The sequence below is a fragment of the Nonomuraea sp. NPDC002799 genome (assembly GCF_053592075.1).
Window position 1 is genome coordinate 75,520 of the sequence record NZ_JBSFVA010000027.1, and the last position, 13,734, is coordinate 89,253.

The 13,734-nt window shown below is 72.7% G+C and carries 12 protein-coding genes; 6 read left to right on the top strand and 6 right to left on the bottom strand.

Annotation, left to right across the window (positions count from 1 at the left end; all coding sequences use genetic code 11):
• Positions 1 to 11 precede the first annotated feature (11 nt).
• A complete protein-coding gene (locus ACWD0F_RS36450) occupies positions 12 to 1,070 on the bottom strand; it encodes a polyprenyl synthetase family protein (RefSeq protein WP_449884247.1) in 1,059 nt (352 codons plus the stop codon).
• A gap of 138 nt (positions 1,071 to 1,208) precedes the next feature.
• On the opposite strand from ACWD0F_RS36450, the gene ACWD0F_RS36455 reads away from it, so the two are divergent.
• From ACWD0F_RS36455 to ACWD0F_RS36470, 4 genes are all read left to right on the top strand, one after another.
• Complete coding sequence (locus ACWD0F_RS36455) at positions 1,209 to 2,180, top strand: MerR family transcriptional regulator (RefSeq protein WP_449884251.1); 972 nt, start codon at positions 1,209 to 1,211, stop codon at positions 2,178 to 2,180.
• A gap of 93 nt (positions 2,181 to 2,273) precedes the next feature.
• Entirely contained in the window at positions 2,274 to 2,801 is a 528-nt protein-coding gene (locus ACWD0F_RS36460) for an RNA polymerase sigma factor (RefSeq protein ID WP_449884254.1), read from the top strand.
• 81 nt (positions 2,802 to 2,882) lie between these two features.
• The gene (locus ACWD0F_RS36465; protein ID WP_449884257.1) at positions 2,883 to 4,331 is read left to right on the top strand and encodes a hypothetical protein; all 1,449 of its coding nucleotides are present in this window, start codon (positions 2,883 to 2,885) and stop codon (positions 4,329 to 4,331) included.
• A gap of 144 nt (positions 4,332 to 4,475) precedes the next feature.
• Positions 4,476 to 5,087 carry a class I SAM-dependent methyltransferase gene (locus tag ACWD0F_RS36470; RefSeq protein WP_449884260.1) on the top strand — a complete coding sequence of 204 codons (612 nt, stop codon included), beginning with the start codon at positions 4,476 to 4,478 and terminating at the stop codon, positions 5,085 to 5,087.
• 93 nt (positions 5,088 to 5,180) lie between these two features.
• Here ACWD0F_RS36470 and ACWD0F_RS36475 read toward each other — a convergent pair whose 3' ends face one another.
• From ACWD0F_RS36475 to ACWD0F_RS36490, 4 genes are read right to left on the bottom strand one after another with little or no spacing between them, the layout of a single operon-like run.
• On the bottom strand, positions 5,181 to 7,751 hold the full coding sequence (locus ACWD0F_RS36475; RefSeq protein WP_449884263.1) for a family 78 glycoside hydrolase catalytic domain: 2,571 nt from the start codon (positions 7,749 to 7,751) through the stop codon (positions 5,181 to 5,183).
• Positions 7,752 to 7,764: 13 nt separating this feature from the next.
• The gene (locus ACWD0F_RS36480; RefSeq protein ID WP_449884267.1) at positions 7,765 to 8,592 is read right to left on the bottom strand and encodes a carbohydrate ABC transporter permease; all 828 of its coding nucleotides are present in this window, start codon (positions 8,590 to 8,592) and stop codon (positions 7,765 to 7,767) included.
• A complete protein-coding gene (locus ACWD0F_RS36485) occupies positions 8,589 to 9,521 on the bottom strand; it encodes a carbohydrate ABC transporter permease (protein WP_449884270.1) in 933 nt (310 codons plus the stop codon). The genes ACWD0F_RS36480 and ACWD0F_RS36485 overlap by 4 nt, the downstream gene beginning before the upstream one ends.
• A complete protein-coding gene (locus ACWD0F_RS36490; RefSeq protein WP_449884273.1) occupies positions 9,515 to 10,816 on the bottom strand; it encodes an ABC transporter substrate-binding protein in 1,302 nt (433 codons plus the stop codon). The genes ACWD0F_RS36485 and ACWD0F_RS36490 overlap by 7 nt, the downstream gene beginning before the upstream one ends.
• A gap of 214 nt (positions 10,817 to 11,030) precedes the next feature.
• Here ACWD0F_RS36490 and ACWD0F_RS36495 point away from each other — a divergent pair, with 214 nt between their 5' ends.
• Positions 11,031 to 12,125, top strand: coding sequence for a LacI family DNA-binding transcriptional regulator (locus ACWD0F_RS36495; RefSeq protein WP_449884276.1), 1,095 nt, complete (start codon positions 11,031 to 11,033; stop codon positions 12,123 to 12,125).
• Here ACWD0F_RS36495 and sigJ read toward each other — a convergent pair.
• Positions 12,122 to 13,003: an RNA polymerase sigma factor SigJ gene (gene sigJ, locus ACWD0F_RS36500; protein ID WP_449884438.1), complete on the bottom strand. Its 882-nt coding sequence runs from the start codon at positions 13,001 to 13,003 to the stop codon at positions 12,122 to 12,124. The two genes, ACWD0F_RS36495 and sigJ, sit on opposite strands and share 4 nt — an antisense overlap.
• A gap of 203 nt (positions 13,004 to 13,206) precedes the next feature.
• On the opposite strand from sigJ, the gene ACWD0F_RS36505 reads away from it, so the two are divergent.
• Complete coding sequence (locus tag ACWD0F_RS36505; protein WP_449884279.1) at positions 13,207 to 13,734, top strand: hypothetical protein; 528 nt, start codon at positions 13,207 to 13,209, stop codon at positions 13,732 to 13,734.

The window sequence follows — 13,734 nt, forward strand, 5'->3', positions numbered from 1 at the left end:
GGGACGGCGCATCAACTGCTCCTGTCGGTTGCCAGGACGGCCAGCTCGGCCAGCGCGTCCCGGGCGTCGGCCGGGAGAGCCGGCGCACGTCCGAGCACCGTGACCGCCTCCTCCGTCAGGCGCGCGATGCGCTGCTCGCACGCCTCCAGCGCGCCGCAGGCGACGATCAGCTCGCGGGCGGCGCGTGCCTGCTCCTCGGTGCGGACGGAGTCCAGCAGGGCCGTCCCGCGCGGGCCCGACCGCTTGCGGGCGCTGGCCAGCAGGTAGCTCGCCTTGCCCTGGCGCAGGTCGGCGCCGGTGGGCTTGCCGATGCGGCCGGGGTCGCCGAAGACGCCGAGTACGTCGTCGCGGAGCTGGAACGCCTCCCCGAGCGGCAGCGCGTACGCGCTCAGCACCGCCCGCGTCTCCGGACGGCCACCCGCCACCGCGTGCCCCAGGTGCAGGGGCCGCTCGATGGTGTACTTCGCCGACTTGTAGACGGCGATGGCGGCGGCCCGCTCCACGTCCACGGTGCCGCTCGCCGTGGCGGCCAGGTCGAGCTGCTGCCCGCAGACCGCCTCCACCCGGAGCTTGGTGAGGACGTCGAGCGCGTCCGGCAGGTGCGGCCCGACGCCCAGCAGCGCGGCGTCGGCCCAGGCCAGCGCCAGCAGCGCGAGCAGGCTCGCCTGGGACTCGCCGTAGCGCCGGGCGCTCCCGTTCAGGCCGGCCCGCCGGTGCTCGTCGGCCAGCGCGACGTGCGCGGCGGCCCGGCCGCGCCGCGACGGCGCCTCGTCCATGACGTCGTCGAGCAGCAGCGCCGCCGCGTGCACGAGCTCGACCGCGCAGGCCGCGTGCAGCACCGCCTCCAGCTGCTCGCCGGTGCCGCCGGCCGCCTGGTGCCCCCAGTAGACGAACGCCGGCCGCAGCCGCTTCCCGCCGTGGCGGACGAACCCCGCCAGGTGGTGGCGCACCAGCTCGACGCCCCGCTCGCCCAGAAAGCCGAGCTCGGCGATCCGCTGGTCGAGCAGCTTGGCCAGGTGCTGGTCGACCAGCTCGCGCACCTGGCCGGTCTGCGAGGTCACGGTTGTCATGGACCCAGCTCCTTCGTCGCTACCTAGGTCTTCGCAGGCACCGCGCCACCGGTTGCATCCAGCGGTCCGCACATCGCGAAAGGATGGTCACAGGAGTCCCGGCAAGGGAGCACGACCGCGCGAGACGAGGGCACGCAGGTGAGCGAAGAAGACGCCGGGTACGGCATCGGAGCCGTCTCGCGGCAGCTCGGCGTGCCCGCACCCACGCTGCGTACCTGGAACCTGCGTTACGGCCTCGGCCCGAGCCGCCGCAGCCCCGGCGGTCACCGGCGCTACGACGCCGCCGACCTGCGCCGCCTGCGCGAGATGAAGCGGCTGATCGCCGAGGGCCTGCCGCCCGCGGAGGCGGCCCAGCGCGCGCTGACGACACCACGCGGACGCGAGCGCGACCCCTCCCGCGCGGACGCCGGAACCGCCCACGCGGACGCCGGAACGGCCCGCGCAGGCGCCGGATCGACCCGCGCAGGCGCCGGAACGGCCCGCGCGGACGCCGGCGCGTCCGGTGCGGCGCCGGGCACCGCGTCCGCGCTCATCCGGGCCGCGTTCATGCTCGACAGCCACGCCGTCTCCGCCCTCCTGGAGGGCGCCCTGGCGGCCCGCGGCGTCCAGTGGACGTGGGAGCGGCTCGTCCTGCCCGCCTTCGACGGCATCTGCCGGCGGCAGGACGACAGCGGCACGGGCATCGACGTCGAGCACCTGCTGTCCGACCGGATCCACGCGGCGCTGCACCGCCTGGCCCGCGACCCGGCGGCGGACGGCGCCCGCCCCGTGCTGCTGGCCTGCGCGGAAGAGGAGCAGCACACCCTGCCGGTGCACGCGCTGGCCGCCGGGCTGGGCGAGGAGGGCGTGCGGACGCGTGTGCTCGGCGCCCGCACCCCGTACACCGCGCTGGCCCACGCGATGCGCCGGCTGGGCCCGGTGGCGGTGTTCGTCTGGTCGCAGCAGGCGGCCACCGGCGACACCGCGCCCCTCGCGACGCTGCCCCGGCTGCGCCCGTCCTGCCAGGTGATCGTGGGCGGGCCGGGCTGGCGCGACGACCTCCCGGCGGGCGCCATCAGGGTCCGGACCTTCCGCGAGGCCATGTCCCAAATCAGGCGGACGATCGTTTGAAAGTGTCTTGCCCGCGATGACGTTGTGCCGCCCCGCGCCATCCGCTATGAATAAGTTTTGAGTAGATTTTTGGTCAAGGGGGCGGGACAGGCTATGCATGAGACTTCGACTGCCGGACACCGGGGAGCCGTCAGCGACGAGCAGGCCGTCAGCGACTGCTACCGCGCGCACGCCCCGGCGATCCGCTCCTACCTGCGGCGTTTCATCTCACCCCAGGACGTGGAAGACCTGCTGCAGGTCGTCTTCGCCGACGTCTGGCGCTCGCGCGAGCGCTACGACCCGGCCAGGAGCCAGGCCGCCTGGCTCTTCGTGATCGCGCACCGGCGCGCCGTCGACCACCTGCGCGTCCGCCGCCTGAGCACGGTGCCGCTGGACGCCGTGGCCGAGACGGCGACACCGCCCGGGCGCACCCCCGATGAGGAGCTGGCCGACCGCGACCGGATCCGCCGGGCGCTCGCCGAGCTGTCGCACGCGCAGCGCCAGGTCATCGAGCTGGCCTACTACGGAGAGCTGACCCAGCAGGAGATCGCCGAGCGGCTGCGGGTGCCTCTCGGCACCGTCAAGGCCCGCACCTCACGCGGCCTGCACAAGCTCTCCGCACTGCTGTCCTCCGCCGCTTGACCGGGCAACCGGAGTCGATGGTTCGGGCAAGTGTCGCCCGCCCACCCGCGCTCGCCGGGCGGCCCGCGCTAGGAAAGGCCGGTGGGAGCACTTACGCGGCCGCGCGCCGATCCGTGGCGGGCCCTGCTGATCCTGGTGGCCGCCGGTTACGGAATCGTCCAGCTCGTCGTGGTCACGCCCGGGATGGGCCTGGGGTGGGACGAGTCGATCTATGTCAGCCAGGTCGATCCGCGGGTGCCCGCGGCCGAGTTCATCGCGCCGCGCGCCCGTGGGATCACCTGGGTCGTCGCCCCGGTCGTGCTGGTCACCTCATCGACGGAGGCGCTGCGGGCCTACCTGGCGCTGCTGTCCGCGCTGGCCCTGTACGCGTCGTTCGGCACCTGGCTGAAGGTGCGCGCCGGGGCGGCGGTCCCGCTCGCCGCCGCGCTGTTCGGCTCCCTGTGGTCGTCGCTGTTCTACGGCGGCCAGGCGATGCCGAACATGTGGGTGGCGTTCGGCTCCGTCGCCGCCGTCGGCTGGTTCCTGCGCTGCGCGCGGCCGGACGCCGGGCGGGGGCCGCTGATCGGGCTGGCGCTGAGCGTGGCCGCGGTGGCGCTGCTGCGCCCGCCGGACAGCGTCTGGCTCGTCCTCCCGCTGGCCGTGGCGCTGGCCAGACCGGCGTGGCGGCGGCTCAGGACGGCGCTCGCCCTCGCCGCCGGCCTGACGGCGGGCTGGGCCGACTGGATCGCCGAGGGCTGGGCCCGCTTCGGCGGCCCGGTCGCCCGCTGGCAGGCGGCCGGCGCGGCGAACGAGACCGGCCTGCACTTCTCCCTGCCGGAGCACGTCCGGGCGCTCAACGGGCCGCTGCTGTGCCGGCCGCCCGCGCACTGCGGGGCCGTGCCGCTGCCCTGGCTGCTCTGGCTGAGCACGATCCCGATCCTCGTCCTGCTCGGCCTGTACGCCGCGCGCCGCTCGGAACGCCTGGCCGCTTCCGCGCTGCCGGCCGTCGTGGGCCTGGTGCTCTGCGTCCCTTACGTCTTCCTCGTCGGCTACGCCGCGCCCCGTTTCCTGCTGCCGGCGTACGGGCTGCTGGCGCTCCCGATCGCGCACGGTGTGCTCTGGTTGCTGCGGAGCCCGCGCGGGCGGCTGCCGCGCCTGGCCGTCTGCGGCCTCGTGACCGTGGGCGTGCTGGCGCAACTCGCGCTGCAGGGCCGCACCCTGGACAAGATCGCCGGCCGCCGGGTCGCCATGCGTCAGGCCGACGTCCGGATCGCCCAGGCGTTGCGCGCCGCGGACCTGCGCCCGCCCTGCCTGGTGTACGGCGAGCACGCGGCGATGATCGCCTACCGGGTGGGCTGCGAGTCGTACACGATCCTGCGCTGGCCGCGCGATCCGGCGACGCCCGCCCCCGTGCGCGCCGCCCAGAGCGCGGGCAAGCGGGTGGCCGCCGTCGACCGGGGCCGGTCGGCGGCGCCGTTCCTGCTGGGCTGGGAGCACAGGCCGGTGCCGGCGGCCCGGCCGGGCACCTGGCACGCCTACCTGCCGCGCTGACCGGCCGGCTCGGCCCTATCGTGGCCCCATGAGCGACGACGTCTTCGAACATCCCCTGCTGGCCGCGATCTACGACCCGCCGACCCCGACCGCGGCGACCTGGAGGTCTACGCGGCCATCGCCGCCGAGCTCGGCGCCCGCGACGTGCTGGACGTCGGGTGCGGCACGGGGACGTTCGCGGTCCTGCTGGCGGCGCGCGGCCTCGACGTGACGGGGGTGGATCCGGCCGGCGCCTCGCTCGACGTCGCCCGGGCCAAGCCGGGCGCCGAGCGGGTGCGCTGGATCCACGGGGACGCGACCGGCCTGCCCCCGATGCGGGCCGACCTGGCCACCATGACCGCCAACGTGGCCCAGGCGATCGTCGAGCCGCAGGACTGGGAGGGCACGCTGCGCGGCATCCATGACGCGCTGCGGCCCGGCGGGCACCTCGTGTTCGAGACCCGGGTGCCGGCGAGACGCGCCTGGCTGCACTGGAATCGCGAGGAGTCCCACCGGGTCGAGGAGGTCGACGGAGTCGGCGCGGTGGAGACGTGGTACGACCTGATCGACGTCAGCGGGCCGCTGGTGACGTTCCGGGGCACCTGGGTCTTCGCCGACGGGCAGGTGCTGACGTCGGACTCCACGCTGCGCTTCCGCGAGCGTGACGAGGTCGAGGCGGCGCTGGCCGCGCACGGGTACACGCTGCGCGAGGTCCGCGACGCCCCCGACCGGCCCGGCGGGGAGTTCGTGTTCCTCGCGCGGCGACCCGCGGAGTGAACCCGGCCCGGCCGGCGGAGTGGACCCGCAGCCCGGCCCGGCCGGCGGAGTGGACCCGGCGCCCGGCCCGGGAGGGCCGGGCTCCGGTCGGGGTCAGGCGTTCTGGACCGAGCAGTGGAAGACGTGCCGCCCGGCCCCCACCTGGACGGGCTGCCCGGGGTCGCTAGGCAGGTGGACGTCGGCCGTGGTGTTCGGCGGGACGAGCACGTGCAGGGTGAACTGGTCGCCGGTGCGCTCCCAGCTCACCTCCGCCTGGCCGTGCGGGGTGCGGTGGGTGGCACGGGCGTGGGTCAGCCCGCCGCCGGGCCGGGGACGGACGAGCAGGCGGCGGTAGCCGGGCTCGGCCGGGGCCAGGCCGGCGACGACACGGTGCAGGAAGTCGGCGACCGCGCCCAGGGCGTAGTGGTTGAAGGAGGTCATCTCGCCCGGGTTGACGCTGCCGTCGGGCAGCATGCTGTCCCAGCGCTCCCAGATCGTGGTGGCGCCCATCGACACCGCGTACAACCAGGACGGGCACTCGGTCTGCATCAGCAGCCGGTAGGCGTCGTCGCCGTACCCGGCGTCGGTGAGGGCGTCGCAGATCAGCGGGGTGCCGACGAAGCCGGTGCCGATGCGGTGGCCGTTCTCCCTGACCAGCTCGACCAGGCGGTCCTCGGCCGCGGCGCGGCGCGCGTCCTCCTCGATGAGGCCGAACCGCAGGGCGAGCGCGTAGGCCGTCTGGGCGTCGCTCGTCATCGTGCCGGTTTCCGGCACGTACGCCCCGACGAAGGCGGCCCGCACCCGTCCGGCGAGCTCACCGTAGTGCCGGGCGTCGTCCGCGTGGCCGAGCGCCTCGGCGGCGAGGCCGGTCAGCCGGGCGGAGTGCGCCAGGTAGGCGGTGGCCACGAGGGCCGTCTCGGTGAGGGCCTCGAAGGGGCGCTCCGGCGGGGCGGTGGGGTCGAGCCAGTCGCCGAACTGGAAGCCCTCCTCCCACAGGTGGTTGTCGCCGGCGAGCCCGGCGAGCTGGTCCACGTGTGCCTTCATGCTCGCGTACTGCTTGCGCAGAATGCCGGGGTCGCCGAACCGCTCGTACAGCGTCCACGGCACGACCACCGCGGCGTCCCCCCACGCGGCGGCCGGCGCGGCCTGGTACAGCAGCGGGATCCAGGGCACGTAGTGCGGCACCGAGCCCAGCTCGGCCTGCTCGGCGGCCAGGTCGGCGAGCCAGGAGCCGAGCGCGCCCGAGCAGTCGTACAGGAAGCTCGCGGTCGGCGCGAAGACCTGGATGTCACCGGTCCAGCCGAGCCGCTCGTCCCGCTGCGGGCAGTCGGTGGGCAGGTCGACGAAGTTGCCGCGCATGCTCCACACCACGTTCTCGTGCAGCCGGTTGAGCGCGGGATCTGAGCTCTCGAACCAGCCGGTGCGCTCCATGTCGGTGTGGCAGACCACCGCCTCGACCGCGTCCGGCCCCGGCTCGCCGGGCCAGCCGTCGATCTGCGCGTAGCGGAAGCCGTGCGTGGTGAAGCGGGGCTCCCACTCCTCCGGGCCGTCGCCGCGCAGCGTGTACTGGTCCAGGGCGGTGGCGTGGCGGAGCGGGCGGAGCGCCAGCGCGCCGCCTTCCAGCGCCTCGGCGTGCCGCAGCGTGACGGTGCGGCCCGCCGGTCCCTCGACGCGGATGCGCAGGCGGCCCACCAGGTTCTGGCCGAAGTCGAGGATCCACTCCCCGTCCGGTCCGGTCAGCGTCGCCACCGGCCGGACGGTCTCCACCCGCCGCACCGGCGGCCCGGTCGGCGCGACCAGCAGCGCCGGGTCGTGCTCCAGCAGGTCCGCGGCGGTCCAGGAGCCGTCGTCGAAACCGGGCTCCGACCAGCCGGCGGGCAGCAGGCGGGCGTCGTGCTTCTCGCCGTCGTACAGGCCGGCGGCGGTGACGGGACCGGGGGCGCAGCGCCAGCCCCCGTCCGTGGTGACCACGTCGGATGAGCCGTCGGCGTAGGTGATCTCCAGCTGGGCGATGAGCGCGAGGCGGTCGCCGTAGAGGCTGGTCTTGCCGCCTTCGAAGCCGATGCGGCCGCGGTACCAGCCGTCGGCGAGGGTGGCGCCGATGGTGTTGGCACCCTCGCGGAGCAGGGCGGTGACGTCGTGGGTGCGGTAGCGCAGCCGGTGGTGGTAGCTGGTCCAGCCGGGGGCGAGCACGTCGTCGCCGACGACCTGGCCGTTGAGCTCGGTCTCGTGCAGGCCGTGCGCGGTGACGTACAGGCGGGCTCGCTCGACGGGGCCGCGGAGGGTGAAGTCGCGGCGGACCAGGAACGCGGGGCCGTCGGGCGGGCCCAGCAGCTCACGCGGGGGACCGGCCGCGCCGGCCTGCCAGTCGGCGGGGCGCAGCAGGCCGGTCTCGGCCCAGGACCACTCGCTCCAGTCGCTGGCCGAGCCGTCGCGGCCGTGGACGCGCACGCGTGCGCCGCGCCGGTCGCGGGAGCCGAGCTCCGCGCCCGGCCACGGGACGAGCGCCGTGTCCGGGGACTCGACGCGGCCGGTGGCCGTGCCGTCGCTGAGCTCGATCTCGTACGCCTGCTGGGTCCATTCCGGGATGTCGGTGGTGACCATCCAGGACAGGCGGGGTGTGCTTTCGCCGATGCCGAGCGTGTCGCGGTGGTGCTCGAAAACAGGCGATGTGACGTGCGGCAAGATGCTCCTCGGATTATCCCTTGATGGCGCCGGCGGTCATGCCGGCGACGATTTTGCGGTTGAAGAAGATGAAGAGCAGCAGAGGTGGCACCGTGATCAGGACGATGTCCATGAACAGCAGGTTCCACTGGGTGTTGTACTGGCTCTGGAAGTTGTACAGGGTGACCTGCACGGTGGCGTTGTCGTCCCCCGGCAGAAGGTACAGCGGGTTGACGAAGTCGTTGAAGATGGCCACCGAGCTGACCAGGATGACCGTGATGGTGACCGGGCGCAGCAGCGGGAAGATCACCCGGAAGAACAGGCGCAGGCCGCCGCAGCCGTCGATCTGGGCGGCCTCGTCCAGCTCGCGCGGGATGGCCGCGATGAACGCCCGGAACAACAACATCGCGAACGACAGGTTGAACGCGGTCTCGGCCAGGATCATCCCCGGCAGGGTCTTGAACAGGCCGAGCGCCTGCAGCAGCCAGATGGTCGGCACGACCGCCGGCGGGATGATGAGCCCGGTCAGCACCAGGAAGTCGGCCGCCTTGGCGACCTTGCCGGGCCGGCGCTGCAGGACGAACGCCGCCATGGCGCCGAAGACGACGAGCAGGGTGACCGCGGCGACGGTGATGATCGTGCTGTTGACGTAGGCCCGCAGCAGCACGTAGTCGCGCGCCTCGATCACGGCCATGAAGTTCTCGACGATCGGCCAGTTCGCCGGCCAGGCGAAGTCGAGGTCGGTGGCCTGCGTCTGGTCCTTGACGGCGGTCAGCAGCATGAGGGCGAACGGGATCAGGAAGATCACGGTGGCCAGGACGAGCACGACCGTTTCCGCGCCGAACCGTCGGAGTGCTCTCATACGGCGACCTGCCTCTTGCCCAGGAAGTAGTTGAGCGGGACGACGATGGCGGTGACGACGAGGAAGAGCAGCACGTTCCCGGCGGTGGACAGGCCGAAGAAGCCGGCCTGGTACTGCTTGTAGATGATCGAGGCGATGGTGTCGCTGGTGAAGCCGGGGCCGCCTCTGGTCATCGTCCAGATCAGGTCGAACGAGCGCAGCCCGCCGACGAACGACAGGATGATCACCGAGTAGGTGGCCGGCCAGCTCAGTGGCAGGGTGATGTGCCGGAAGCGGTGCCAGGCTCCTCCGCCGTCCACCGCGACCGCCTGGTGGTACTCCTGCGGGATGGACAGGATGCCGGCGATGTAGATGACGGTGGCCAGGCCGACGCCCTTCCACACGTCCACCAGCGCCACCGACAACAGCGCGGTGGTGGCGTCGCCGAGCCAGTCGCCGCCGTCGACGCCGACCACGGCCAGGGCCTTGTTGACCAGGCCGGTGTCGGGTTTGAGCAGCACGCTGAAGGTGATGCCGACGGCGACGGTGGAGACCAGCGTGGGGAAGAAGACCACCGAGCGCAGGAAGCCGCGCAGCCGCAACTTCGAGGTGAGCAGCACGCCGAGCAGCAGCCCGAGCACGACCTTGAGGCCACTGGTGACGACGGCGTAGATCAGGGTGTTGCCGAAGCCGATGCTGAGGTTCTGCTCGGCCAGGAAGTCGCGGAAGTTGTCCAGGCCGACGAAGGTGCTGTCGAACAGGGTCCAGCGGGTCAGCGCGAAGTAGAACGCCATCACCGTGGGGATCAGGAAGATCACCAGGTAGACGATCGCGGCCGGCAGGTACAGCGCGTACGGATAGGCGCTGCGGGCCCTGGCCGGCCGCCGGGCCTGGTGACGCGGGGGAGAGCCGGGCCCCGTGCGGGACCCGGCGTGTTGCTGGGTCACCATCCGGCGAGCCCCAGTTGCTTGGCCTGCTTCTCCACGTCCTTGTCGTACTGCGCGGCGCCCTCGGCGGCGGGGGTCAGCCCGGAGCCGACGGCGACGGTGATCTGCTCCAGCGACGGACCCTTGACCGGCGAGAGGAACTCCAGCGCCGGCGCGCTCTTGCCCGCGTCGATGTAGACCTGCAGGTCCTTGGCCGCCTGGATGGCGTCGTCGGGCAGCTTCGAGCCCTCGATCCGGTACGGTCCCGTGGGCGGGACGGCCTTGGTCACCGCGTCGGCCGCGGCCGGCGTGGCGATGAAGGCCAGGAACTTCTTGGCCGCGTCCAGCTTCTCGGTGGTCTTGGCGATGTAGACGGCGGCGGGCTCCCAGATGGTGGCGCCGTCCTTGGCGGCGTCGGTGGCCGGGATGCCGAAGAAGCCGACGTCGGTGCCGGCCTGCGGCAGCGTGGCCATCACCGGCGGCAGGGCGGAGCTGAGCATCGCGTAGTGCGCGCCCTTGCCCTCCACCAGCATCTTGATGCCCTGGTCGTTGGTGGCGGAGCCGAAGCCCTCGTTCAGGTAGCCCTTGGCGTGCACCTCGGCCAGGTGCTGGAAGCCGGCGCTCGCCGCCGGGGTGGTGGCGAACTTGGCCTTGCCCGCGGTGTACTCCTGCGCGAAGGCCGGCACGGCGGTGTGCACGTTGAAGTAGTCGCCCAGCACGAACAACTGGGAGGTCCAGGTGTCCTTGAACGTGCTGATCACCGGGGCGATCTTCGCCGCCTTGATCTTCTCGTTGTTGGCCATGAACTCGGCCCACGTCTTGGGCACCTGCAGGCCCAGCTTCTCGTAGACCTTGCGGTTGTACAGGATGCCGCCGCCCGTGACCGTGCCGGCCGGGACGCCGTACGCCTTGCCGGCCTGCGTCACGACGGGCAGGAAGTCCTTCTGCACGTTGGCCAGCACGGGGTCGCCGGTGAGGTCGACCATGGACTGCGCCGGGTTGAGCGCCTGGAGCAGCGACCCCGAGTTGTACCAGAACACATCCGACATATCGCCCGTCGAGAGCCTGGTCTTGACGATGTTGTCGCCTTCGCTGCCTCCTGGCCGCGTCTCCGTCTCAATCTTGATCTTGGGGTTGGCCTGCATGAAGGCGTCGGTGAGCGCCTTGGCCGTGCTGACCGTTCCCTGGCTGTTGTCCACGAGGAAGGACAGGGTGACCGCGCCGTCGGCCGCGGGCTCAGAGCCCGAGCCGCAGGAGGTCAGGGTCGCCATCGTGAGAACGGCCAGGGCCGTCCCGAGCGTGCGGCGAGAGGTCTTCACAACGCCCCTCCGGGTTCGTTGAAACGTTTTAACAACCCCCGATGCGAGTTAACGTAGGCGTTACGCGCGGACCCGTCAAGAGTGAATCTGAGGAACGGTCCTCATTGTTATCCAACGCTCAGCCCCTCGATCGCCGTGGCAAATGCGGGAGACAATGGGTAACGTTACCCATGAAGGCTCCGCCCTGAGCTCTGTCGTCGCAGGAAGGGGCGCCATGGCCATGCGGGAGCGGCGGCACGTGACGATCGCCGACGTGGCCGGTCACGCGCAGGTCTCCACCACCGCCGTGTCCAAGGTGTTACGCGACGCCTACGGCGTGAGCGCCGCCATGCGCGCCAAGGTGCAGGCCGCCATCGACGAGCTCGGCTACCGGCCGCGGGCCGCCGCGCGGGCCATGCGCGGGCGCACGTTCACCATCGGCGTGCTGATGGCGCACATCAGGAACCCGTTCTTCCCCGACGTCGTCGAGGGCCTGTCCGCGCAGGTCGGGGCGGCCGGCTACCAGGTCATCATGGTGCAGAGCGGCGCCGCGCCGGGATCCGCGGCCGCCGTCACCCACGCCGCCGAACGCCGTGCCGTGCACGCGCTGGTCGACCGGCAGGTGGACGGCATCCTCATGATCGCCCCGCTGGGCTCCAGGGCGCAGATCGAGGAGACCGCCGAGGCCACTCCCACCGTCGTGCTCGGCCGCCACGAGCGGTCGGGGGTCTACGACTCGGTCCTGGACGACGACGAGGCCGGGACCGAGCTGGTCGTCGAGCATCTGATCGCGCTCGGCCACCGCCGCATCGCCCACATCGGGCACCGGGACCACAGCCGGGCCCGACCCGGCGACCTGCTGCACACGATCAGGCTGGAGACCTACAAACGGGTGATGCGCGAGCACGGGCTGGCCGGTGAGATCGCCGTCGCGCTCACCTCCTACACCGAGGAGGGCGGCTACCGGGGCACCCGCGAGCTGCTGGCCCGCACGCCCCGCCCCACCGCCATCTTCGCCGGGGCGGACCTGGCCGCGCTGGGCGCGCTGTCCGCGCTGCACGAGGACGGCCTGTCCGTTCCCGCCGACGTGTCCGTGGCCGGCTACGACAACACCCGGCCGGCCGCGCTCGCCCACCTCTCGCTGACCAGCGTCAACCAGAACGGCGCCATGATGGGCCGGACGGCGGGCCGGCTGCTGCTCGAACGCGTCCAGGGCCGCACCGCCTCGGTCCGCTTCGCCGTCACCCCGGCCCTGATGCCGCGCCGCTCGACGGCGGGCCCTGGCCCGCCGGCCGCCTGCGGCCTGCGACCGGCGTGGCCGGTGGACTAACCCGCCGTCCACGGCCGGAGCTTGTCGGGGTTGCGTACCGCCCAGACCCGCTTGATCCGGTCGCCGACGACGTCGAACGCCACCACCATCACGGTGACGCCGTCCCGCTGAGCCACCAGACCGGGCTGACCGTTGACCGAACGCTCCAGCAGCGTCAGGCCGGGCACCCGGCCGGCGATGTCGAGGGTGTGGCGGGCGACCCGCTCGCTGCCCTCGATCGGGCGGAACACGGCGCTGACCTGGCCGCCGCCGTCCGCGACCGCCGTGACGCCGGGGTCGAGGAGGCCGATGAGGGCGTCGATGTCCTTGGCCTCCCACGCCTGCTTGAAGTCCCTGACGACGCCGGCCCGCTGGGCCGCCGGAGTCGCGGGAGCCCGCGCGGCGCCGGCGCGGCGGCGGGCCGAGGCGGCCAGCTGGCGGCAGGCCGCCGGGGTGCGGCCGACGATGCCGGCCACTTCGGCGAAGGGGAAGCGGAAGACGTCGTGCAGGATGAACGCGACGCGTTCGGCCGGGGTCATCGATTCGAGGACGACGAGGAAGGCCATGCCGACCGACTCGTCGAGGGTGACGCGGTCGGCCGGGTCGGCCGCGCCGCCGGACGGCCCGCCCAGCCACTCGGCCCGGTCGGGCAGCGGCTCGGGGACCCATTCGCCCACGTAGCGCTCCCGCCGGGCCCGTGCGGAGCCCAGCAGGTCGAAGCAGATGCGGCCGGCGACCGTCGTCAGCCAGGCGCCGGGGGAGGCGATGGCGTCCTGCTGCTGCCGGGACATCGCGTACCAGCGGGCATAGGTCTCCTGGACGACATCCTCGGCGTCGGCCAGGGAGCCCAGCAGCCGGTAGGCGAGATTGATGAGCTGACGCCGCTCGCTCGTGATCACGCTCAAGCCTGGATCGGATGCGGTGGTCATGGTGCCGGCTGCTCCCTCGGGTCGCCTCTGCCCTCGCCCGTTGAGCGAGACATCGTACCGAAATGTGAGGTTTGCCGCGCCGCCTCACATTTCCAGCGGTTGCGTCGTCGGACTACTGAGACCCCATACGGCACGCCGATCGTCGCCGTCTCGCAGTCGTCAAGGAGTCACCCGTGTTCTTGCGTATCGCGATCATCCTGCAGACCGTGGCCCTCTTCGCCGCGCCGGTCACCGCCGGGCTGTTGTTGTCCTCGCCCGGCGGGCGGACCTGGCACAGCGTGGCGGCGTACGGGGTGTTCACCGTGGCGCTGGTGCACCTGGCCACGGCGATCCTGACGTGGCGGCCAGGCGGTGGCTCGCCCAGGCCCATCTGGTACGCGACCGGGTTCCTGGCGCTCACGCTGGCACAGATAGCGCTGGGCATCGCGGGGGCCAAGACCCTGCACGTCCCTCTGGGCGTGCTGATGTTCGGCCTGAGCCTCCTTCAGCTCGGCCGGGTCTTCGCCGGCCGCCGCGCGGATGCGGCCGCCACGGATCGCAGGGACGGCGACGTTCACCCGGCCACGGCCGGCGGCACGCCGGCCCCTGGTGATGGTTCGAAGAAGGAAGGAAGCGACTCAAGACTGCGATGGCGGCGGGCGGGAACCGGTGCGGAGGATCAACGGAACCTTTCTCGTTCGCACGCAGGTGTCGGTCGATGA